This is a genomic window from Pseudomonas sp. IAC-BECa141 (assembly GCF_020544405.1).
GTDB lineage: Bacteria > Pseudomonadota > Gammaproteobacteria > Pseudomonadales > Pseudomonadaceae > Aquipseudomonas.
This window is the reverse complement of record NZ_CP065410.1, coordinates 3,244,479-3,265,381: the sequence shown is the minus strand read 5'-3', so window position 1 is coordinate 3,265,381 and position 20,903 is coordinate 3,244,479. Positions and strand designations below refer to the sequence as shown.

Genomic DNA, 20,903 nt, shown 5'->3' with positions numbered 1-20,903 from the left:
ATGGCAGCGGCCTCCCGTAGCCGCTGAAAAGACTTATCTGGCCAGCCAGGCGTTGAAGCGTTCGTTCAACTCATCGGCGTGGTCACCCCACCATTCGGAGTTCACTTGCAAGGCGTTCGCGAAGTTGGCGGGGCTGGTAGGCAAGTCAGCCTGGACTTCCGGGCTGAGCATCTTTTGCGAGGAATAGCGCGTAGGGCCGTAGGGGATGTAATTGGCTTGATCGGCGAGTACCGAGCTTTGTGTCGCAAACTTGAGGAAGTCGAAAGCGAGGGTTTTATTGGTATTTCCTGCCGGTAAAACCCAGGCCTCCATGTCATAGACCTGACCGTCCCAGACGATCTTGAATGGCTGGTGTTCTTTCTTGCTGGCAATCACGATGCGCCCGCTGTAGGCGGAGGTCATGCTGACCTGGCCATCGGCTAACAGCTGTGGCGGTTGCGCTCCAGCCTCCCACCAGACGACCTGATCCTTGATGGTGTCGAGTTTGGCGAAGGCGCGATCAAGGCCTTGCTCTGTTTCAAGTGTTGCATAGACTTGATCCCGGGCAACGCCATCGGCCATCAAGGCCCATTCCAGATTGACTTGCGGGGCCTTGCGCAATGATCGCTTGCCAGGAAAACGCTTGATGTCGAAGAAGTCTTTCAGTGTCTTGGGTTGCTCGCCCGTAAAGGCGTTGCTGTTGTAGGCCATCACGGTGGACCAGACGTAGCTGGCAACGCCGCAATCGCTTAACGCGCCGGGAATGAAATCTTTTTCGGCTGGCGTGCCGTCGGGGGCGGGAGCGAGGGACTTTGGGTCGATTTTTTCCAGCAAACCGGTATTGCAGGCGCGTAATACGTTGAGCAACTCGGCATCTACCACGTCCCAGGAGACTTTCTTGCTGTCGACCTGGGTCTTGATCTGCGCGATGCCACCGGAGTAATCCTCGGAAATGACCTGGGTACCGGTCGCGGCCGTAAATGGTTTATGGGCGGCTTGAATCTGCGCATCGGTCAGGTTGCCGCCATATGACACCACTGTAAGGCTTGTGTTGGCCAAAGCACTGGCGCAGACCAGGGGACAAAGCAAAAGCAAAGGGAAGCTGTTCATACGTGATACCCGTTTTTTATTGTTGTGGGTAACCGTTGCGGGGCGATACGCACGCTGTCGGCGCAAAGCCTCAGTAACGATCAGGGCTTCACTGTCTGAAAAAACACGGAAGGGGAAAAGCAATAAAAAAAAGGCCAATGGGGCGAATTTATTTATGCGTGAGCGGTGGAAGGTTATCCCTGGGACCGCTCGAGGGCTCCAGTTGATTGCACCGTGTTCCGGTCGGCCACAGTCAACTGGAAACGCCGCAGGGTTATCAGATCCGGCGTTCGGCCTGAGCCTCTTCGGTCAGCCATTCGGCAAACGCAGCCGCTTGAGGATTGACAATCTTGTGTGGTGAGTAGACCAGGTAAAACGCCTCTGAAGTTTCAAACCGCGCAGCCAATGGTGCGATCAATTGACCCGACGCCAGGTGCTGTTCGACCAACGTTGAGCGGGCCAGTGCCACCCCTTGCCCCAGCTCGGCCATTTTCAGGGCCGAGATCAGCGTGTCGAACTGCATGCCTTGTGAATAATCCACATGATCGGCCTTGGCCTTTTTCAGCCAGTAACCCCAACCTTCTTCATAGCCCAGAACGTGCAGCAGTTGGTGATGGCCCAGGTCGGCAGGGGAGTTCAGCGGTTTTTCAGAGCAGGGCAACTCGGGCGAGCACACGGGGAACAGTTTGTCCCACGTCAGGCGTTCGCTCTTGAGCCCCGGCCATTTGCCGCTGCCGTAACGAATCTCCAGATCTGCTTCGAGATCGGTTTCGCCCATCCAGATATTGCTCGTGATTCGCAGGTTGATCTGGGGGTGTAACTGGCGAAAGCGAGCGAGCCTGGGTGCCAGCCAGTGGGTGAAATAAACCAGGCTGAAGCGGATGGTCAGCACTTTACGATGGCCTTGGCCGAATATCTCATCGGTCGCCGCTGCCAGTCTTTCCACCGAGTCGTGTACCGCCGGCAAAAACGCCAGTCCCGGTTCGGTCAGCTCCAATCCCCGGGGCAAACGCTTGAACAGCGCAGCACCGAGTTGCGATTCGAGAGCCTTGATCTGTTGGCTGATAGCAGCCTGGGTCAGGTTCAGCTCCAATGCGGCATCGGTAAAGCTGAGGTGACGCGCCGCAGCCTCGAAGGCGCGCAACCAGTTAAGTGGAGGCAATCGTTTTTTCATGGTGCCGAACTCGATGGCGTGCACGCCTGTTGTTGTAATCCCCGGCTTTTGGCAAGGCCGGATGCTATGGATTCGGGATCATCGGAGCATAAACCCATAAATCCTGCTTGCAATACATAAAAAAATGACCCCTCAGGGCTTTTTTTTATTGCTTTCGCCGACACCGACTTTTCACGAAAGTATTCGTCAAGTCGTTCTTCGGCAGTCGGCCACCGCAAGGGCTGCGCCACGTTGCCGACGACCTCAAACATCAAGAAATGGCCTGCCCGCAACTGCTGGCAGGTCAATAAAAATAAAGGGTGAATCATGGCACAGCGCAGTCAACTGCCTCTTTGTGGCGTTAACGTCATCGACTTCGGTCAATACATTGCCGGCCCGGCCGTTGCGATGATCCTCGCGGATCTCGGAGCGACGGTCATTCACATCGACCCACCCGGTGGGCCGCTTTGGGATAGCCCGGCCAATGCCGTGCTCAATCGCAACAAGCTCTGCGTCAGTCTTGAACTGAAGTCGCCTGAAGGCCTTCAGCAGGCACGGCAGATGATCGCCAAGGCTGACATCCTGATCGAGAACTTCCGTCCAGGCGTCATGACTCGCCTGGGCCTCGATTTTTCCGAGCTACGTACCGAGCGCCCAAGCCTGATCACGCTTTCCATTCCAGGCTTTGCCAGCAACGATGAGCTACGTCGGCAGTGGCGCGCCACTGAAGCAATCATCGCCTCGGCCTCCGGTGTTTTCACTGACATGGGGCAGAACCGTGTATTGATGGGATTCAATCCGAGCTTCTCGCCGCTGCCACTGGCCTCGGCGTACGGCACTATGCTGGCCGCGTCCTCGGTGATGCTGGCATTGCAGGCTCGCCAACGCACCGGTCTGGGGGACGAAATAGAAGTACCGCTGGCGGCAGCGGTGATGGAAGGACTGTCGTATAACTCGATCAAGATCGACGATTATCCGCTGCGCTACAAAACCCTGCGCGAAAAGGAAATCGAGCGCCGACGTGCGCAAGGTTTACCGATGAACCTTAGCTACGGCGAGTTGCAGGAGTACCTCGACCCGTTCTATCGCACGTACGAATGCGCCGATGGCCGAAAGTTCTATGCGGTCTGCCCGTCGCACCGGTCTCACGCCAAACGCTGCCTGCAAGCCATGGGGTTGCTGGATGAGATGATCGCTGCCGGCTTGCCCAAGGTGGATGACCCGTACCTGCCGTTCTCGCAGTGGGAAGGCGATGCCTCGCTTGGGGTTTATCCGCTCCCGGCCAATTGGGCCAAGCGCATTTCCGAGCGCATGAAAGATGTGTTTCTGACAAAGACCTCGGCGCAGTGGGAAGTGATCTTCGGGGAAGGGCAGTTCCCCGGCACGCCACACCGTTCGACCCGGGAGTGGCTGCACGACGAGCACGCCAATACCGCAGGGCTCGTGGTCGATGTGATCGACCACAAATACGGAGTAATGAAGCAGCCGGGACCAATGGCCTGGCTTGAAGACAGTGCGGCTCTGATGCTCGCCCCCGTATCGCGCCGCGATGTCAGCATTGACGAGGCTTTGGCAACGCTGGACGAAACGCCGCGTGATGTCCTGCCGGCAGTGTCGGATTCCGCGCCGAAGGGCTGGCTGGACGGTGTACGGATTCTTGATCTGACCAACGTCATCGCCGGTCCGCATTCCACTTCCTATCTGGGACGCTTCGGCGCTGAGGTGATCAAACTTGATCCGACCACGCCAAACTATGATCCGTGGAATACGGTGGTCTTCGGCCTGTCGTCGGCGCGCGGCAAACAAAGCATTCTGGTCGACCTCAACCAGCAGGAAGGACGCGAGGTATTCGACAAGCTGGTACAGACCGTCGACGTGATCGTAATGAATGCGCCTGATCGTCAACTTGCGCCGCTGGGGCTGGATGAGGCCAGCCTCAAGGCAATCAACCCAGGTGTGATCTTCTGTCAGCTCGATTGCTTCGGTGGCCCACGCCGCGGGCCGCGTACCGACTACCTGGGCTACGACGATCTGATTCAGGCCACAACCGGCATCATGTTGCGCTTCGGCGGCGGGATGGAAACGCCAGAAGAGCATGCGCACGTCGGCACGATCGATGTCATGTGCGGATTCGCTGCGGCGTTGGGTGTGGCGGCGGCGCTTTACCAGAAAACTCGTACCGGTCAGGTCAGTCGCGCACGTACATCGCTGGCGGCGCTTGGCAACCTGGTACAGGTTCCGTTCTGTTATGACTACGTGGGACGTGCGCCATTCGATGAGCCATCGGGACGTGACGTGATGGGATACCACGAATTGTCGCGCTTCTATCACACCGCTGACGGCTGGTTGTACCTCGATACTGACTTGACCGAACTTGAGCGACTGGACTCGGTTGACGGGCTGAGGGGTATTGCTCAAGCGCAGGATCGTGCGGCATTCCTGACCCTGGCGCTGGCCCAGGCACCCGGTGAAACCTGGCAGCAACGCCTGCAAGCGGTGAATCTGGCTGCCGCCGTTCCGGACAATATTGATCAGCTACGCCAGCGATACAGTCGTGCTGCGGATGGTCTGCCGGGCACCGGGAACGGCAGTTACTCATTCAGTGTGTATGCGGATCATCCAAGCGGTCATCGCATTACGCAGCTGGATCCGTTTGCAATTCGCCCACGGCACGCACCGATTCGTGCATTGCCACCGGCTGAAAAGTTTGGTGCCTCGACCCGCGCCGTCATGCGCGAGATGGGCTTTAGCGAGCCACAGATCGAGGCACTGATGGATAAAAAGGTGATCAACGACAGCTGGAGCCAGGAATACCTGCCGAGCTGACCTGCACCCACCCACCGAACCTTCTTACAAGAACCGATAACAGGGACGGCCGTTGCCGGGCCGCCCCCTGCCTGTATCAAACTTCTGGAGGCATCATGTCCAACCAAATCGTCCTGCCACGTATCCTGCAAGTCGGCGCCAAGGCCAGTCAGGCCATTCCGGATGTATTGGCCAGTCTGGGTTGCAGTCGCCCGCTGATCATCACCGACAAGATGATGGTGCAGTTGGGTTACGCACAAAATATTCAGGATGTACTCGCGGCCAAAGACATCACCGCCGATGTGTTTGCCGACACAGTTCCGGAACCGACCGTCGCCTCGATTCAAGCAGGTCTTGAGCATACCCGGAGCGGCAGCTATGACAGCATCATTGCCCTGGGTGGCGGCAGTCCGATCGATAGCGCCAAGGCCATCAGCATTCTTGCCAAATTTGGCGGCCAGATGCGCGATTACAAATTCCCGCGTCAGGTGAATGAGCAGGGACTGCCCATCATTGCAGTGCCTACCACGGCAGGCACCGGCTCTGAAGTCACACGATTCACAATAATCACCGATGAAACGACCGACGAGAAAATGCTTTGCGTAGGCATTGGCTTCATGCCGGTCGCAGCACTCGTCGACTACACCCTCACTATGAGTCTTCCCGCCCGCGTAACCGCTGACACCGGACTGGATGCACTGACCCACGCCATCGAGGCTTACGTCAGTCTCAAGGCCAATCTCTATAGCGACAGCCAGGCACTGGCAGCCATGAGCCTGATTGGTCCAAACCTGCGTCGGGTCTATCGCGATGGCCAGGATGCCGAGGCTCGGGAAGCGCTGATGCTCGGCTCGACACTGGCTGGTGTCGCATTCTCAGCCGCGTCGGTGGCACTGGTGCATGGCATGAGCCGGCCGATTGGCGCGTTCTTCCATGTTCCCCACGGTCTGTCCAACGCCATGTTGCTGCCGAGTATTACCGAGTACTCGATCCCCGGTGCCCCACATCGTTATGCCGATTGCGCTCGGGCCATGGGCGTCGCCACTGCGCGAGACTCCGATGAAGAGGCCAACGCCAAGTTGCTGGCGAATTTGCGCTCGCTCAATGACGAGCTGCAAGTGCCGACGCTGGAAGGCTTCGGTGTCAGCCGCGGCAAGTTTTTCGAAATGATGCCGCTGATGGTCAAGCAGGCACTGGCGTCCGGCTCTCCTGGTAATAACCCACGGGTTCCTACTGCTGACGAAATGGTCGAGCTGTATCGCAACCTTTGGTAAGCCGGCGCACATATTCGCGGCTAGACCGCACACTTCAATAATAAGGAACGCATATATGAACACCGTAGGCCATTTGATCAACGGCGAAGTTATCCTCGATAACGGCCGTACCCAAGCCGTTTTCAACCCGGCAACAGGCGAAGCGACCAAGCAGGTTCTGCTCGCTTCGAAATCGACTGTTGAAGAAGCGATCACCGCTGCTGAGGCGGCATTCCCCGAGTGGCGTAACACGCCCCCGATCAAGCGGGCCCGGGTGATGTTTCGTTTCAAGGAATTGCTGGAGCAAAACGCTGATCGCATCTGCCAGATGATTGGTGAAGAGCACGGTAAAATTCTTCACGACGCCATGGGCGAGCTGCAGCGCGGCATCGAAAACGTTGAATACGCCTGCGGTGTGCCCGAGTTGCTTAAAGGCGAACACAGCAAGAATGTAGGTCCCAATATCGATTCGTGGAGTGAGTTCCAGCCGTTGGGTGTGGTCGCTGGTATCACGCCATTCAACTTCCCGGCGATGGTTCCATTGTGGATGTTTCCGATGGCTGTTGCCTGCGGCAACTGCTTCATCCTCAAACCGTCCGAGCGTGATCCAAGCTCAACACTGTACATCGCCCAATTACTGCAGGAAGCCGGTCTGCCAAAGGGCGTGATGAGTGTGGTCAACGGTGACAAGGAAGCCGTTGACACCCTGCTGCATGACCCGCGCGTGCAAGCGGTGAGCTTCGTCGGTTCGACGCCGATCGCCGAGTACATCTATCGCACCGCCGCCGCCAACGGCAAACGCTGCCAGGCATTGGGCGGGGCGAAAAACCACGCCATCGTCATGCCGGATGCCGACATCGACAACGCCGTCAACCAACTGGTGGGCGCGGCCTTCGGTTCGTCCGGCGAGCGTTGCATGGCGCTGTCGGTAGCGGTCACTGTCGGTGATGCAACGGCTGATGCGCTGATTGAGAAAATGCGCGCAGCTATGGCCAAACTCAAGGTCGGCCAGTATCAGGACAAGACCAACGATTTTGGACCGTTGATCACCCGTGAGCATCAGCAGAAAGTTGTTGGCTACATCAACAGTGCCCAGGAGGAAGGGGCAGAAGTGGTGGTTGATGGTCGCGACATCCAGGTTCCGGCCTGTGAAGGCGGGTTCTTTGTTGGCGGCACGTTGATTGATCACGTCAAACCGGGCATGCGCTGCTATGAGGATGAAATCTTTGGCCCGGTGTTGCTGGTCGTCCGTGCCCAGAGCATGCAGGAAGCCATGAAGCTGATCGACGATCACGAGTACGGCAACGGCACCTGCATTTTCACCCGGGATGGCGAGGCTGCGCGTTATTTCTCCGACAACATCAAAGTCGGCATGGTCGGGGTTAATGTGCCGCTACCGGTGCCAGTCGCCTACCACAGCTTTGGCGGCTGGAAGCGATCGCTGTTCGGCGACCTGCATGCCTACGGGCCTGATGCCGTGCGTTTTTACAGCAAGCGCAAAACGGTGACTCAGCGCTGGCCGTCGTCGGGCATTCGTGAAGGCGCCGAATTCTCGATGCCTACCATGAAGTAACACCGGTGATGCGTACCGGGCGCGGTCTCGCGCCGGCAGCCCGGTACCTGGGTGTCAAACCTCCAAATATCATAATAAAAGGCTACCTGGATGTTGATGTCGTCACCTCCTCGGCGCGTGCTCTCGGCACACGCCACAGAAAAAGACCTGCCCCTTATCGTTATCAGCCTCGTGGTTATTACGGCGGCTGTCGGCGCGCTGACCGCATCGCCCGAGCATTCCAAAATGCTGGCCGAGCAATGGTTCGATACGACCACGCGCTGGTTCGGCTCTTGGGTGCAAATGCTCGGTTTCGCTTCGGTCGTCATTGCCTTTGCGTTGGCGTTCAGCAAATACGGGCATATTCGCCTCGGCACAGGCGCGCCGCAGTACACCAACACAGGCTGGGTATTCATGTTCATTTGCGCGGGCCTGGGTTCTGCCACGATGTACTGGGCATTCATGGAGTGGGGCTACTACTACCTAACCCCGGGGCTGAATATCGCCCCCGCTAGCAAGCAAGCACTTGAATTCAGCATTGCCTACTCATTTTTTCATTGGGGCATCACACCTTGGGCCATGTATGCCATTGCCTCGCTGGCAATGGCATACCATTTTCATGTCCGACGAAATGAAGGTCTCAGCCTGTCGAGCGTGATGCAGGCGATCACAGGCCTCAAGGCGAAGGGGCCGGCGGGGCGGGTGATCGATCTGATCTTCCTGCTGGCAACTTTCGGTGGCCTGGTGCTGACCATTACACTGACAACCTCCACGGTATCCCGTGGGCTGGCTGACCTTCTGGGCTTGACCGATGGCTTTATGCTCAAGGCCGGTCTGGTCATATTAGTGACGCTTGTTTTCTCCCTGACTTCTTTCGTGGGAATCGCCAGCGGCATGCAGCGTCTGGCAAAAGTTGCCTGTGCGCTGACGCTGCTGTTCGGATTAATCGTTTTGATACTGGGGCCCACTCAGTTTGCCGTGAGTAACATCACCAATGGAATCGGCTTGATGCTGCAACACTTTGTGCAGATGAGCCTTGCTACCGACCCCACTGGCAATGGTGATTTTCCGCGCGGCTGGACCGCGTTCTATTGGCTCTATTGGACGACCTACACACCGGGCGTAGCGATCTTCGTTACCCGCGTATCACGCGGGCGAACTGTACGGGAAGTGATACTGGCGATGATTCTGGGCGGATGCGCTGGTTGCTGGTTTTTCTTCGGCAGTCTGGAAAGTTTCGCCATTCATCAGTTCATCACCGGACTGATCGACTCGCCGGCCATTCTCAGCAGCGGTGGGGGGGAGGCGGGGGTTTCGATGCTGCTCATCAGCTTGCCTTGGGGCAAGTTGATAGCGGCGCTGTACTTCCTGCTGATGCTGGTATTTTTGGCCTCACACCTGGATGCCGTCTCCTTCACCGTGGCTGCCACCAGTACGCGTAACTTGCGCGAGGGCGATGATCCTGCACCTGGGCTTCGAGTGTTCTGGTGCGTCATGTTGGCGGCACTGCCCACCGCCATGCTGTACATCAATGCACCGCTGACCACGCTCAAGACCGCCGTGACCCTTGCTGCCATTCCTTTCATTCTGGTGTTGGTGGTGATGATGCTCGGGCTGTTCCGGTGGTTGCGTCAGGATTACGGCAACCTGACGTCGGCACAAATCGAGTCGCAGTCCCGAGAGTGGCTTTCGAGTCAGCCTGCAGCGGACAGTGTACGTATATCTAACGCCATGAGCGGGTATCGGGTGACTGAAACAGGCACGGCCTGATCGGTCATGCCAACTGGCGGTCGGCCGCTCCACACAGATTATTCATAAGGGCAGTGGGGATGACCCGGCTGATGACAGAAGGAAGCACCATCGTGGTCAATACAATGCGCTCCAGCGCCAGGGTGATTATTGGCAGTGCGCTGATTCTGGCGCTGTCGTTGGGTATTCGACATGGATTTGGCCTGTTTCTGGCGCCGATGAGCCTGCAGTTCGGTTGGGGGCGTGAGATATTTGCCTTCGCGATTGCCTTCCAGAATCTGTTGTGGGGGCTGGCCCAACCATTCGCAGGAGGGCTGGCCGATCGTTACGGTGCGGGCAAAGTCGTGTTCACCGGCGGCGTGCTCTACGCTGTGGGTTTGTTGTGCATGAGCTTTGCAGATTCACCGTCGAGCCTGATGCTCAGTGCGGGCGTACTGGTGGGCATTGGTTTGTCTGGCACGACGTTTTCGGTGATTCTGGGCGTAGTCGGCCGGGCGTTACCGCCGGAAAAACGCAGTATGGGCATGGGCCTGGCCAGCGCTGCCGGCTCGTTCGGTCAGTTCATCATGTTGCCTGGCTCATTGGGAATGATCGAGGGGCTGGGCTGGTCCAAGGCATTGCTGATGCTGGGTGTACTGGTCGCCTTGATCTTGCCTTTGGTCAGTATGCTCAAGGACAAACCGCTCCCTGTCGTCGGCGTCCAGCAAACTCTGCGTGAAGCCTTGCATGAAGCTTGTACCCACTCGGGATTCTGGCTGCTGGCATTCGGTTTTTTCGTCTGTGGTTTTCAAGTGGTGTTCATCGGCGTGCACCTTCCGGCGTTTCTACTGGATCAACATTTACCAGCCACGACCAGCACAACGGTGCTGGCGCTTATCGGCCTGTTCAATATTGCCGGCACCTATGTCGCCGGCTGGATAGGAGGGCGATACTCCAAGCCGCGCCTGCTGACTGTGCTGTACTTGTTGCGTGCGCTGGTGATTGGCGTTTTTCTTGTAGTGCCGGTCACGGCTTTCACGGCTTATCTGTTTGGCATTGCCATGGGGGTGCTGTGGCTCTCGACGGTTCCATTGACCAACGGCACGGTTGCGACGATTTTTGGCGTGCGAAATTTGTCGATGCTCGGCGGTATTGTTTATCTCTGCCACCAACTCGGTGCCTTTCTGGGTGGTTGGTTGGGGGGCGTAGTCTATGACCGCACTGGCAATTACGATCTGGTGTGGGAAATTGCCATTGGGTTGAGCCTGATCGCCGCAATCGTCAATTGGCCAATCCACGAGCGACCACTATCTCGCCTCGATATCACAATGGCTAAGGCATGAGAAAAGGAGTGCTGGCAACCCTGCTATGCGCAGGGGCTTGTCGCTGGCAGGCGGTTGGATCGGCTGGATGCGCGTCGGTTTGCAAGCATTACAGATCGGGCCGGGCGCTTGCGGGTAGCGGTGCCCTTTTGCGGATCGACAATAAAATTTGTCAAGAGATGGGCTCAAGACCGCATGACCGGACGCTGCGCAGCTGTTGCCATGTGTGGCGTGTTCCCCACCGCGCAGTGCCCTATGCATCATTGCAAGAATGGCGACTGGTTGTTACTCAGCCGTTGACATTTACTATGAGGCGGCCGCGTATTTTTCCGTCAAGTAAATCCTCCGAAGCCACCAACGCCTGTTCCAGACCAATTTCCCGGGTGATCAGGGCAAGGTTGTTCAAATCCAATTCTTTCGCAAGTCGCTCCCACGCCTCGATACGTCTAGATTTGGGTTGGGTCACGCTGTTGATGCCCAACAGATTGACGCCTCTCAAGATGAATGGTGCAACTGAAGAGGGAAAGTCCATCCCCTGCGCCAATCCGCATGCCGCAACGCTCCCCTCGGCTTTGGTTGCGGCGCAGACATTGGCCAGTGTATGACTGCCTACCGAGTCGATTGCGGCTGCCCAGCGCTCTTTGACCAGAGGGCGTCCCGGAACCGAAAGTTCGCCTCGGTCGATGATCGTATCAGCCCCCAATGCTCGCAAATAATCGGCTTCTTGGGGCCGTCCGGTCGACGCCATGACGGTATATCCCCGGCGTGCAAGAAGGGTGATTGCAAAGCTTCCGACCCCACCATTTGCCCCAGTGACCAGAATCGGCCCTTGATTCGCAGTGAGACCATTTCGCTCAAGCGCCATGATGCAAAGCATGGCGGTATATCCTGCGGTTCCGACTGCCATTGTTTGGCGTTCATTGAGCCCTTCAGGCAGCGGTATGAGCCAGTCACCGTTGACTTTGGCCATCTGGGAAAGTCCGCCAAAATGACTTTCGCCTACGCCCCAGCCATTGAGCAGGACACGATCGCCTGGTTTATAGGCCGAATGAGAGCTGGCTTTTACAGTGCCCGCAAAATCGATACCGGGCACCATCGGGAATTGTCGAACGACCGGGCTTTTACCGGTTATTGCGAGCGCGTCCTTGAAATTCAACGTGCTATAAGCGACCTGTACCAAGACATCCCCATCCGGTAACTGGGCTTCGTCGAGATCGGCCAATCGGGATTGATAATGTTCACCGCGTTTTTCGGCAACAATCGCTCTAAACATTTTGAATCTCCTTACTTTAGACTGATCGTCTTTAAAAGGGCGGAAGCTTCACCGAGTGATGCCGGCGAGAAATCCTGAGAAGAAAATATCCAGCGGGGAAACATTCCCGACGAGTTTGGCGCGCAGCACTGCGCCCTCCCAGCCAATCCAAAAAAAGGCAGCAATGGATCTGCAGTCGGCTTGCTGCGATAGCTCGCCAGCGGCGACTGCCTTTTCCAGACAGGCTGCTACAAGAGCCTGCCAATCGTTCAACACAGCGTCGACCCGCACTCGAAAACCATCGGGCAGAGCAAATACTTCCTGGCCGAGGTTGCCTACCAGACAGCCTCGGCGAAACTCATGTCTGGACATCCCAGACTTGGCATCCTCAACAAAGTTTGCCAAGCGTTGCAGGGGAGGGAAGTCGGGGTTTAGCAGATGACGCTCTAGTTTGCGTGCAAAGAAATTTGCATAAACTTCAAGTACCTCCATGCCAAAGGCTTCCTTGCTGTCAAAGTAGTGATAGAACGAGCCTTTAGGCACCTGAGCAGATTTTAGAATGCTGTCAATACCGGTGCTGGCAAGGCCTCGTTCAGTAAGCATTTCCACCCCGCGGCGAAGCAAGATTTCGCGGGTATCATCATGCTCACGGGCAACTTTTGGGGGACGTCCTCTGCGGACTGGAGATTTGGCGTTGGTCATGCAGGTACTTTAGACCGATCGTCTTTAATGTCAACTCTCAATCTCAGAATAGAGTGCATAATCACAAGCTGAGGTCAGCATGCCGTTAACTACGCTCCTGCGCTGTGACGATCTTGTCGCCACTGGCAATTACTACCGCGAAACTCTCGGTCTCACCGTGAGTGACTCCGCTGCGTCAACAATCACTGTGCGCTTGGATGACTGCAGTCTCATCTTTACTGAACAGGATATTTGGGGAGTACCAGTCGGGTACTCGGGTACGCTCTACTTGGCGATATCGAATGTAGATAGTTATTACGAGTCAGTGATCAACAACGCCAATATCGCTTGGGCACTTCAAGATACTGACTATGGTTCAAGGGAGTTTGGACTGCGCGACTGCAATGGCTACTACCTCGCGTTCACACAAAAATCGGTAGTCTGAATCGCGGTCAGCCTAGCAGGTTATTAAAGTTCCAGACCTGGCCGACACCAGACATTCACGGACGTCTGCTGTTGGCCGAAAGCGGTAGCCTGGTACGGCAGGTTTCGGCTAGAAGCGCACTCGACAGTTAGCCGCTGATGTCTCTACGCTGATCGATCTGGTGAAAGCACACCACTAAAAGGAGCAGTCATGTTGGTAGTTGCCATTGATCGAGATAGCGTTCATGCGGGAGATGATCTGGAAAGTCATGCAATATCGATCACACTCGATCAATCAGCAACACTATCAAACCACCGTGGGCCGCAACTCCTGCGCCAGTTCAATCAGTGCGCGCAATCGCGCCGGCACGAAGCGATGGCCCGAGTAGTAGAGCCTCAACCCGCCAAACGACGGGCACCATGGCATCAACACCGGCACGAGGGCGCCGCTCGCCAGTTCTTCTTGGATGAACCACTCGGAAATGAAACCAATGCCAAGGCCCAACACTACGGCCTGTTTGATGGCCAGCAACTCGTTGGAGGCGAAGCGCACCGGCAGATCCATCTGCAGCTTTTGGCCATCGCGCTCCAGTTCCCACTGGTAGAGGCCACCGTGGGCCATGCGCATGCAGATGCTCTGGTGGGTGAGCAGATCTCGCGGATGCTCGGGCACGCCGTGGCGTTCGAGGTACTCGGGCGTTGCTACCACGAGCATCCGGATGTCACCTGACAGCGGCACGGCAATCATATCTTGCGGCACAGACTCCGCCAGGCGAATCCCGGCGTCGAAGCCACCGGCGATGATGTCGACCATGCTTGATTCGCTGACGATGTCGATGCGCACTTCGGGATAGCGCTGAGCGTACTGCTTCAATAGCGGATCCAACAGCAGGTAGGCCGCGCCATGCGGCGCATTGATGCGCAATGTGCCGCTGGGTTCATCGGGGCCGACGCTGGCTTCTTCGTCGGCACTTTTGATCTGGGACAGCGCAGGTGTGATGCGTGCCACATAGCGTTGCCCGATGTCGGTGAGGGCAACGCTGCGCGTGGAGCGATTGAACAGGCGCACCTTCAGGCGTGCTTCCAGCCCGGCCACCGCGCTGCTCACGGCGGTAGTGGACATGCCCAATTCCTGTGCTGCGCCGCGAAAACTGCTGCGGCGCGCCACGGCCAGAACCACTTCCAGCTCGGTCATTCCTGTTCTGTGCATGGATTATCCTGAATATGCGGATGCTTCATAAGCAAAAGGGTGGCTTATCGGAATAATGAACCCTTCTTAGACTTCATCACAGTGGCTCGATTCAGGCGAGTCGTTTTTGAGCGAGGAGTCGCCATGCAACTCATTGAACATATCTACATCGACGGCGAGTTCGTCATTCCGCATGGTCAGGAATGGTTCGACCTTCATAACCCGAGCACCGAGGAAGTCATCGGTCAGGTTCGGCTGGGCGATGCACTGGACGCACAGCGTGCGATCGCAGCCGCCAAGGTTGCGTTTCCGGCGTGGTCTCGTACCAGTCGGGAGGAGCGCATTGCGGCACTGCAACGCATGCACCGGGCCATGGCGGCAAGGGAAGAGGAACTGTTGGAAGCCATCCTCGTGGAATACGGCGCGCCTGCGGTTCGCGGGCGCTGGATGGCGACTTATCCGGCCGATGTGATTGCGCAAGCAATCGATGCACTTGAGGCGTTCGATTTCGAGGAACAGGTCGGCGTGGCCAGGGTCATTCTGACGCCCGTGGGCGTGACCGGCCTGATTACGCCCTGGAACAGCAATGCGGGCTTCATCTGCAACAAGCTGGCCACCGCGCTGGCGACAGGCTGCACCGCTGTCATCAAGCCCAGCGAAATGAGCGCGTTGCAGACGCAGGTCGTGGTCAGGGCGTTGCACGAAGCGGGGCTGCCACCGGGTGTATTCAATGTCGTCAACGGACGGGGCGATGTGGTTGGCGAGGAGATCGCCCGTCATCCCGACGTTGCCAAGATCTCGTTCACGGGTTCGTCCGCTGTCGGTCAGCATCTGGTAAGAACCGGTGCCGACACCATGAAGCGCGTGACGCTCGAATTGGGCGGCAAGTCCCCCACCGTGGTGCTTGACGATGCTGATTTCCAAGCGGTCATGCCGTTGGTGCTGCAAGCCGGATTTCTCAACAGCGGCCAGGCTTGCATCGCGGGCACTCGCATCCTCGTGCCGCGCAGCCGGCTGGCAGAGTTCGAGCGGATTGCGAAGGAGGGTGTCTCACAGATTCAATCGGGCGATCCACGCAACGCCCACACCGACATCGGTCCGATGGTGAGCCAGAAACAATGGGAGCGGGTGCAGCGCTACATCCGTACCGGCCACGAAGAAGGCGCGAGGTTGCTGGCGGGTGGCGAAGGTCGCCCGGAAGGCTTGCATGCCGGATGGTTCGTGAAGCCCACGATCTTCACTGATGCCACCAACCGGATGCGCATCGCGCGTGAGGAAATTTTCGGCCCCGTGCTGACGATCATCCCCTACGAGGATGATGCCGATGCGATCAGCATTGCCAACGATACGGACTATGGGCTGAGCGCCCTGGTGCTGGGAAAAAGCTCCGAACGTTGTATGAACGTCGCCCGTCAGATCGATTCGGGACGCGTGCTCATCAACACCCTGGCCCACGAACCGCGTGCCCCCTTCGGTGGATTCAAGCATTCAGGCCTTGGGCGCGAAATGGGCAGGTGGGGGATGAGCGCGTATTTGGAGCCAAAGACGTTGATCGGCTATGACCCATTGAAATGACTGGGTCAGGTCCCTGTCTTGCAGTCCTGGAATGGCGAGCCGCGCGCCGGGCTGCATTGCGCTGTTCTTTGCGGGCATCCTTGTATGCGTCGGTATTGCGGCAGCTGCGGCACTTCACTCGATTGAGTTCGCTGCTCGAGGAGAGGTTGTTGCCCTTGTGCCCACAGGCCAGATGCCCGTTTACTTTGAAATGAATGACCATGAGACGTCTCCTTGGTGACGTGTAAAGGGTTTGACCTTACACACCTCCAAGACGTTCTTTCATGCAGCAGGTGAACCGATGTCCTACCTGAAGCGTGGCAACGGCCGGTCGATCGGTTTGAGCGATGACAGGGTGCTGCGAATCAGCGGGGTATCCTTTTCGATATCGTTCAACCGGTCGCGGATGCGCAGGGCGGTAGGGTGTCCGCCTTGATGGTCGACCCAGTCGGCGATCTCTTTGCAGGCTGCCGCGAGACGCGCCTCCCTGGCCTCGAGCAAGGTAAGGAGAGTGGTGATGGACTCTTTTTCGGACATGGAACACCTCCGTTCATTAATCCGCTCGGTGGCAGCAAAAAGCTCGCGAGGGCGAGCTTTCTGCCGTTGGGGCGCTGCTCCTTCAGCTGATTTTGAGTATAGACCCGTAAATGACCGCTATCGGCCCGAAGACTCGGGTGCGGTCACTCGCGAGCTGGCGGCGTTGAGCCGATGACATTCCTTGCGGGCGTCCTCTTCCCGATCGTAGCCATCGCCGATGAAACCGCCGGTTCGCGTGTCGCTGATGCGATACCAGCCCTGGGCTTCGGCGGGCTCATGGAGGGTTTCTCCTGCGCGCCGACCGTGGATGACGATCTTGTTGCAGCGCTTCACGACGAATATGTCTTCCATGGCGTCACCGCAGCTGATTCGTACCAGATCAACTATAGAAGCCCTGACCGATCGTGCAAAAAATAGGCAAGTCAGTTCGTCGGTTGCAGTTGCCAGCCTGATCGGTGCCAGCGCAGACAGTGGGTCGGATTCAACGCCTCAAGGAAGTTCTGATCGTGGGAAACGGCGACAATCGCGCCCGGAAATGTCTGCAACGCTCGTTCGAATGCCTCCACCGATGGCAGATCCAGATGGTTGGTCGGTTCGTCCAGCAGCAACAGCTGCGCAGGATCCGCTCGCCACAAGGCCAGCGCCAATGCCGCTTTCAGACGCTCGCCACCGCTCAATGCTGCACAGAGACCCGTGGCGCGGCTCGCATCCAGTTGCAAGTGCGCGAGATAGCTGCGCAGAGTGCCCTCAGTGAGCGCGGCGGCTCCCTGCATTATCAGTTGCTCGGTGATGGAGCGCTGATCGTCCAGTTGCGCCAATTGCTGATCCAGGAACGCGAAGGGCACGTGGGTTGTGGCAGTACCATCGACAGGTGTCAGTTCCCCGGCGAGCACTTTCAACAGCGTTGATTTGCCACAGCCGTTTGGTCCGCTGACAGCGATGCGCATCGGGCCATGGATCGCAAGATTCAGCGCATCGTTCGGCAACCATGGCAGCCGAGCATCAATCAGCGTGCAGATCTGTCGGTTGTTCGGCACGGCGCTGCCGGGCAGATTGATCAGCACACTGTCCTCAGGCTGCACCTTTGCGTAAGCCTCGCGCACCTGGGCGTCGAGTTCTGACTTGCGGGCCTTATGACCCTGACGGACATGCCCCATGATTTCCCGTGCCGCGCCCTTGATCGCCACGTATTCGAAACTGGCAATGTTGGCGGTTTCGGCGTTGCGACGGGAGTTGGCGGCGTGGCGCTGTACCGTGTCGTGTTCGCGCCGTAATCGAACCCGCTCGCGCTGGCGTTCGCTTCTGGCGTGGTCGAGACGAGCCTGCGCAGCCGCCTGATGAATTCGCTGATGCTCGCGGAACGCCGAATAATTACCACCGAATTCAACGGCGCCCGACGCGCTCAGCTCGACGATCCGCTGCATCCGGTCGAGCAGTTGCCGATCATGGCTGACGACGATCAAACCGGTGTGCCAGCGCTCAAGCGAGTTCATCAGCCATTGGCGTCCGGATGCATCCAGGTGGTTGGTCGGCTCATCCAGAACCAGCAGCGGAGCCTGACTCAAAAAAGCGCCAATCAGGGCAATCCGCGCTTGCTGGCCGCCGCTGAGGTTGCCGGTCTTGTCGGTGAAGGCGACTTCGCTCAGTCCTGAGTCATCGAGCAAGCGGCGCAACCGCTCTGCCAGATCCCATTGTTCGCCAATAAGTTCGAAATCCTCGACTGATCCGCAGCCCTGATTCATCCGCTCCAGAGCCCGAAGAATCGCGGCGCAGCCGGTGGACTCGGCGACCGTCTGGCCGTGTGTCGCGACAACGTTTTGCGCCACATAGGTTGTCGCCACGGCGCGCGTCACGCTGCCGCTGGTGGGGTGCCAATGTCCTGCGATCAGGCGCGCGAGTATGCTTTTGCCAACGCCGTTGCGCCCAACGATGGCGGTCGGGGTGTGATCGAATTTCAGATTGAGTGCAGTGAAAATCGTCTCGCCATTGGCGAACTGAAAACCCAGTTGATTCAGGGAGACGAGAGCAGGCGTACGCGAGACGTGAGTCATCGGCACCTCCAAAAAATGTTGTGAACACTGACAAGCGCCATGACCGGCGTGTCGCGATTACATTTTTGAAGGCTTAGTTGTTCACTTCTGCGATCGTCCTGGGGAGGTAAGAGGGCGTAGCCTAGTCGAGATGGGCGCAGGCTTCAAGGCGCGCCTGCTTGCTCGGCCATGCGCTCGAGGAACAGCGCCAACGCAACTTCCTCCTTGCGCAGGCCTTTGCGGATGCGCGGTTTCGGCAACTCGGCCAGGGCGCCGAGCATGAAGTGTTCGACCACTGCCGGGTGGATATAGCACTTGCGACAGACTGCCGGCGTGTTGCCCAATTGGCGGGCGACTCCCTTCACCATCTCGACCACATGCCGCTTGGCCTCGGTCTCGGACTCCCATTGCAGTTCCCGCAGGACCGCCAGAGCGAGGGCGCTGCCGGCCCAGGTCCGATAATCCTTGGCGGTAAAATCTGCACCGGTCAGGGTTTGCAGGTAGGTGTTGACGTCAGAGGAACTGACAGTGTGCCGCTCGCCGTTTTCATCCAGATACTGGAACAGGTTCTGTCCCGGAATTTCCAGGCAGCGCTTGATGATGCGAGCCAGTCGCCGGTCCTTCACCGTGATCTGGTGTTCAATACCGCTCTTGCCGCGAAACTGAAACAGGATCGCACTGCCGTTGACCTCGACATGCCGGCTGCGCAGGGTTGTCAGGCCGTAGGAGCGATTGTCCCGGGCGTATTGCGTGTTGCCGACGCGGATCAGCGTGGCGTCGAGCAGCGTGATGACCGTGGCCATGACTTTGTCGCGGCTGAAACCCGGCGCTGCCAGCAGCTTCTCCAGCTGTTTACGCAGTTTGGGCAGCGCCAGACCGAACTCGCGCAGGCGTGAATACTTATCCGCGTCGCGTACTTCGCGCCAGCGCGGGTGATAGCGATATTGCTTGCGTCCACGGGCGTCGCGGCCGGTGGCTTGCAAATGGCCGCGCGGGTCGGCGCAAATCCACACGTCGGTGTAGGCCGGTGGAACGGCCAGCGCGTTGATGCGTTTGATTTCGTCAGGATCGGTGATGCGCTGGCCTTCGGGATCGAAGTAGGCGAATTTTCCGCGCAACTTTTTGCGGGTGATACCGGGCTGCGTGTCATCAACGTAATGCAGATCAGAAGGCAACACTTCGGTGAGCACAGTATCGGGCATGGCGGACTTCCTTCGCGGCAAATCAGGCTGTTAAAGCCATTGACCGCGCGCCATGACGGTCGTGCCCGCGGATTTAAGCCAGTACCGCGACAGCCTTGATCTGTGCCCACAATGACTGGCCCGGATGCACGCCAAGCTGGTCCCGAGAATACCGAGTGATGCGCGCCAGCAACGGTGTTCCCCCGGCATCGAGGCGGATGAGCACGTGCGCAGCGTTATCGGCTGGTTGCTCGCTGACGACTGTGACCGGCAGGCGATTGAGGATGCTGCTGAATTCGCTGTTTTGCAGGGTCAGGCTGATGTCCCGCGCGTGAACCTTGCATCGCAGTCTCTGGCCCTTCGCCAACGGCGCGTGGGTCACGCGAATGTTCAGGGGCGAGTCCGGTAGTTGCAGGGTGAGCAATTGATAGTCGGCATCGTACCCGCTGACCTGGCCTTCGATGATCACGCCGGCGTCGTTGTCCATGGCCAGGGGCAGGTCGAGCCGTGCCAGGGTTTCGCCAATCGGGCCGCTGGCCAGCGCTTTGCCGTCGCTGAGCAGCACCAGATGGTCGGCGAGCCTGGCCACTTCGTCCTGCGCGTGGCTGACATACAGCACGGGGATTTCCAGTTCGTCGTGCAGGCGTTGCAGGTAAGGCAGGATCTCACTTTTGCGCTGACTGTCGAGGGCTGCCAAAGGCTCATCCATCAGTAGCAGTCGGGGGCTGGTCAACAATGCGCGGGCGATGCCGACACGCTGGCGCTCACCGCCGGACAAGTGTTGCGGGTGGCGATCGAGCAAGTGGCCGATCCCCAGCAGTTCGGTGGCTTGGGTCAAGTCGACCCGGCGCTGTGCCCTGGCAATGCGCTTGAGGCCGAACTGCAGATTGGCCAGTACCGACAGATGCGGAAACAGGCTCGCTTCCTGAAACACATAGCCGAGCGCGCGTTTGTGCGGCGGCACGAAAATGCCTTTTTCGCTGTCCTGCCAGACTTCGTCATTGATGCGGATAAAGGCGTGCGGCGCACGCTCAAGCCCGGCGATGCAGCGCAGACAAGTGGTCTTGCCCGAACCGGACTGACCGAACAGCGCTGTCACACCGCGACCGGGCATCTGCAGGTCAACATCGAGGCTGAAGCCTGACCAGGCCAGTTTCAGACGTGCATCAATCATC

Annotated in this window: 17 protein-coding genes and 1 pseudogene; 6 read left to right on the top strand and 12 right to left on the bottom strand. The window is 58.1% G+C overall.

Going from position 1 to position 20,903, the window contains the following annotated elements:
- Nucleotides 1-33: 33 nt before the first annotated feature.
- From I5961_RS14840 to I5961_RS14830, 3 genes are all read right to left on the bottom strand, one after another.
- The gene (locus I5961_RS14840; protein WP_227232676.1) at nucleotides 34-1,227 is read right to left on the bottom strand and encodes an ABC transporter substrate-binding protein; all 1,194 of its coding nucleotides are present in this window, start codon (nucleotides 1,225-1,227) and stop codon (nucleotides 34-36) included.
- Between the two features lie 118 nt (nucleotides 1,228-1,345).
- Complete coding sequence (gcvA, locus tag I5961_RS14835; protein ID WP_227232675.1) at nucleotides 1,346-2,242, bottom strand: transcriptional regulator GcvA; 897 nt, start codon at nucleotides 2,240-2,242, stop codon at nucleotides 1,346-1,348.
- Nucleotides 2,239-2,550 carry a hypothetical protein gene (locus tag I5961_RS14830; protein WP_227232674.1) on the bottom strand — a complete coding sequence of 104 codons (312 nt, stop codon included), beginning with the start codon at nucleotides 2,548-2,550 and terminating at the stop codon, nucleotides 2,239-2,241. The genes gcvA and I5961_RS14830 overlap by 4 nt, the downstream gene beginning before the upstream one ends.
- Here I5961_RS14830 and I5961_RS14825 point away from each other — a divergent pair.
- The 5 genes from I5961_RS14825 (at nucleotide 2,549) to I5961_RS14805 (ending at nucleotide 10,902) form a co-directional block, all read left to right on the top strand.
- Complete coding sequence (locus I5961_RS14825; RefSeq protein WP_227232673.1) at nucleotides 2,549-5,047, top strand: CoA transferase; 2,499 nt, start codon at nucleotides 2,549-2,551, stop codon at nucleotides 5,045-5,047. The two genes, I5961_RS14830 and I5961_RS14825, sit on opposite strands and share 2 nt — an antisense overlap.
- A gap of 95 nt (nucleotides 5,048-5,142) precedes the next feature.
- Nucleotides 5,143-6,300: an iron-containing alcohol dehydrogenase gene (locus tag I5961_RS14820; protein WP_227232672.1), complete on the top strand. Its 1,158-nt coding sequence runs from the start codon at nucleotides 5,143-5,145 to the stop codon at nucleotides 6,298-6,300.
- Nucleotides 6,301-6,355: 55 nt separating this feature from the next.
- Nucleotides 6,356-7,852 (top strand): CoA-acylating methylmalonate-semialdehyde dehydrogenase, encoded by a 1,497-nt coding sequence (locus tag I5961_RS14815; protein WP_085695996.1) that lies wholly within the window; start codon nucleotides 6,356-6,358, stop codon nucleotides 7,850-7,852.
- 90 nt (nucleotides 7,853-7,942) lie between these two features.
- The gene (locus I5961_RS14810; protein ID WP_227232671.1) at nucleotides 7,943-9,601 is read left to right on the top strand and encodes a BCCT family transporter; all 1,659 of its coding nucleotides are present in this window, start codon (nucleotides 7,943-7,945) and stop codon (nucleotides 9,599-9,601) included.
- Between the two features lie 104 nt (nucleotides 9,602-9,705).
- Complete coding sequence (locus tag I5961_RS14805; protein ID WP_413541598.1) at nucleotides 9,706-10,902, top strand: MFS transporter; 1,197 nt, start codon at nucleotides 9,706-9,708, stop codon at nucleotides 10,900-10,902.
- Between the two features lie 268 nt (nucleotides 10,903-11,170).
- On the opposite strand, the gene I5961_RS14800 is transcribed toward I5961_RS14805, so the two are convergent.
- The 3 genes from I5961_RS14800 to I5961_RS14790 all read right to left on the bottom strand — a co-directional run bounded on the left by I5961_RS14800 (nucleotide 11,171) and on the right by I5961_RS14790 (nucleotide 14,447).
- On the bottom strand, nucleotides 11,171-12,154 hold the full coding sequence (locus I5961_RS14800; protein ID WP_227232670.1) for an MDR family oxidoreductase: 984 nt from the start codon (nucleotides 12,152-12,154) through the stop codon (nucleotides 11,171-11,173).
- Nucleotides 12,155-12,202: 48 nt separating this feature from the next.
- Complete coding sequence (locus I5961_RS14795; RefSeq protein WP_227232669.1) at nucleotides 12,203-12,835, bottom strand: TetR/AcrR family transcriptional regulator; 633 nt, start codon at nucleotides 12,833-12,835, stop codon at nucleotides 12,203-12,205.
- A 709-nt stretch (nucleotides 12,836-13,544) separates the two neighbouring features.
- Complete coding sequence (locus I5961_RS14790) at nucleotides 13,545-14,447, bottom strand: LysR family transcriptional regulator (RefSeq protein WP_227232668.1); 903 nt, start codon at nucleotides 14,445-14,447, stop codon at nucleotides 13,545-13,547.
- Between the two features lie 123 nt (nucleotides 14,448-14,570).
- On the opposite strand from I5961_RS14790, the gene I5961_RS14785 reads away from it, so the two are divergent.
- A complete protein-coding gene (locus I5961_RS14785) occupies nucleotides 14,571-16,001 on the top strand; it encodes an aldehyde dehydrogenase family protein (protein WP_227232667.1) in 1,431 nt (476 codons plus the stop codon).
- A gap of 19 nt (nucleotides 16,002-16,020) precedes the next feature.
- Here the strand turns inward: I5961_RS14785 and I5961_RS28825 are convergent.
- The 6 genes and pseudogenes from I5961_RS28825 to modC all read right to left on the bottom strand — a co-directional run.
- Nucleotides 16,021-16,203: pseudogene (locus tag I5961_RS28825) on the bottom strand (hypothetical protein); the annotation flags it as partial.
- Nucleotides 16,204-16,286: 83 nt separating this feature from the next.
- Nucleotides 16,287-16,517, bottom strand: coding sequence for a hypothetical protein (locus I5961_RS14780; protein WP_085696003.1), 231 nt, complete (start codon nucleotides 16,515-16,517; stop codon nucleotides 16,287-16,289).
- Between the two features lie 117 nt (nucleotides 16,518-16,634).
- Nucleotides 16,635-16,868, bottom strand: a complete 234-nt coding sequence (locus tag I5961_RS14775) for a hypothetical protein (protein WP_085696004.1) — start codon at nucleotides 16,866-16,868, stop codon at nucleotides 16,635-16,637.
- Nucleotides 16,869-16,939: 71 nt separating this feature from the next.
- Complete coding sequence (locus tag I5961_RS14770) at nucleotides 16,940-18,568, bottom strand: ABC-F family ATP-binding cassette domain-containing protein (RefSeq protein ID WP_227232666.1); 1,629 nt, start codon at nucleotides 18,566-18,568, stop codon at nucleotides 16,940-16,942.
- A gap of 143 nt (nucleotides 18,569-18,711) precedes the next feature.
- Nucleotides 18,712-19,749, bottom strand: a complete 1,038-nt coding sequence (locus I5961_RS14765) for a DNA topoisomerase IB (protein WP_085696006.1) — start codon at nucleotides 19,747-19,749, stop codon at nucleotides 18,712-18,714.
- Between the two features lie 73 nt (nucleotides 19,750-19,822).
- Nucleotides 19,823-20,902 (bottom strand): molybdenum ABC transporter ATP-binding protein, encoded by a 1,080-nt coding sequence (gene modC / locus I5961_RS14760; protein WP_227232665.1) that lies wholly within the window; start codon nucleotides 20,900-20,902, stop codon nucleotides 19,823-19,825.
- Between the last annotated feature and the right edge of the window lies 1 nt (nucleotide 20,903).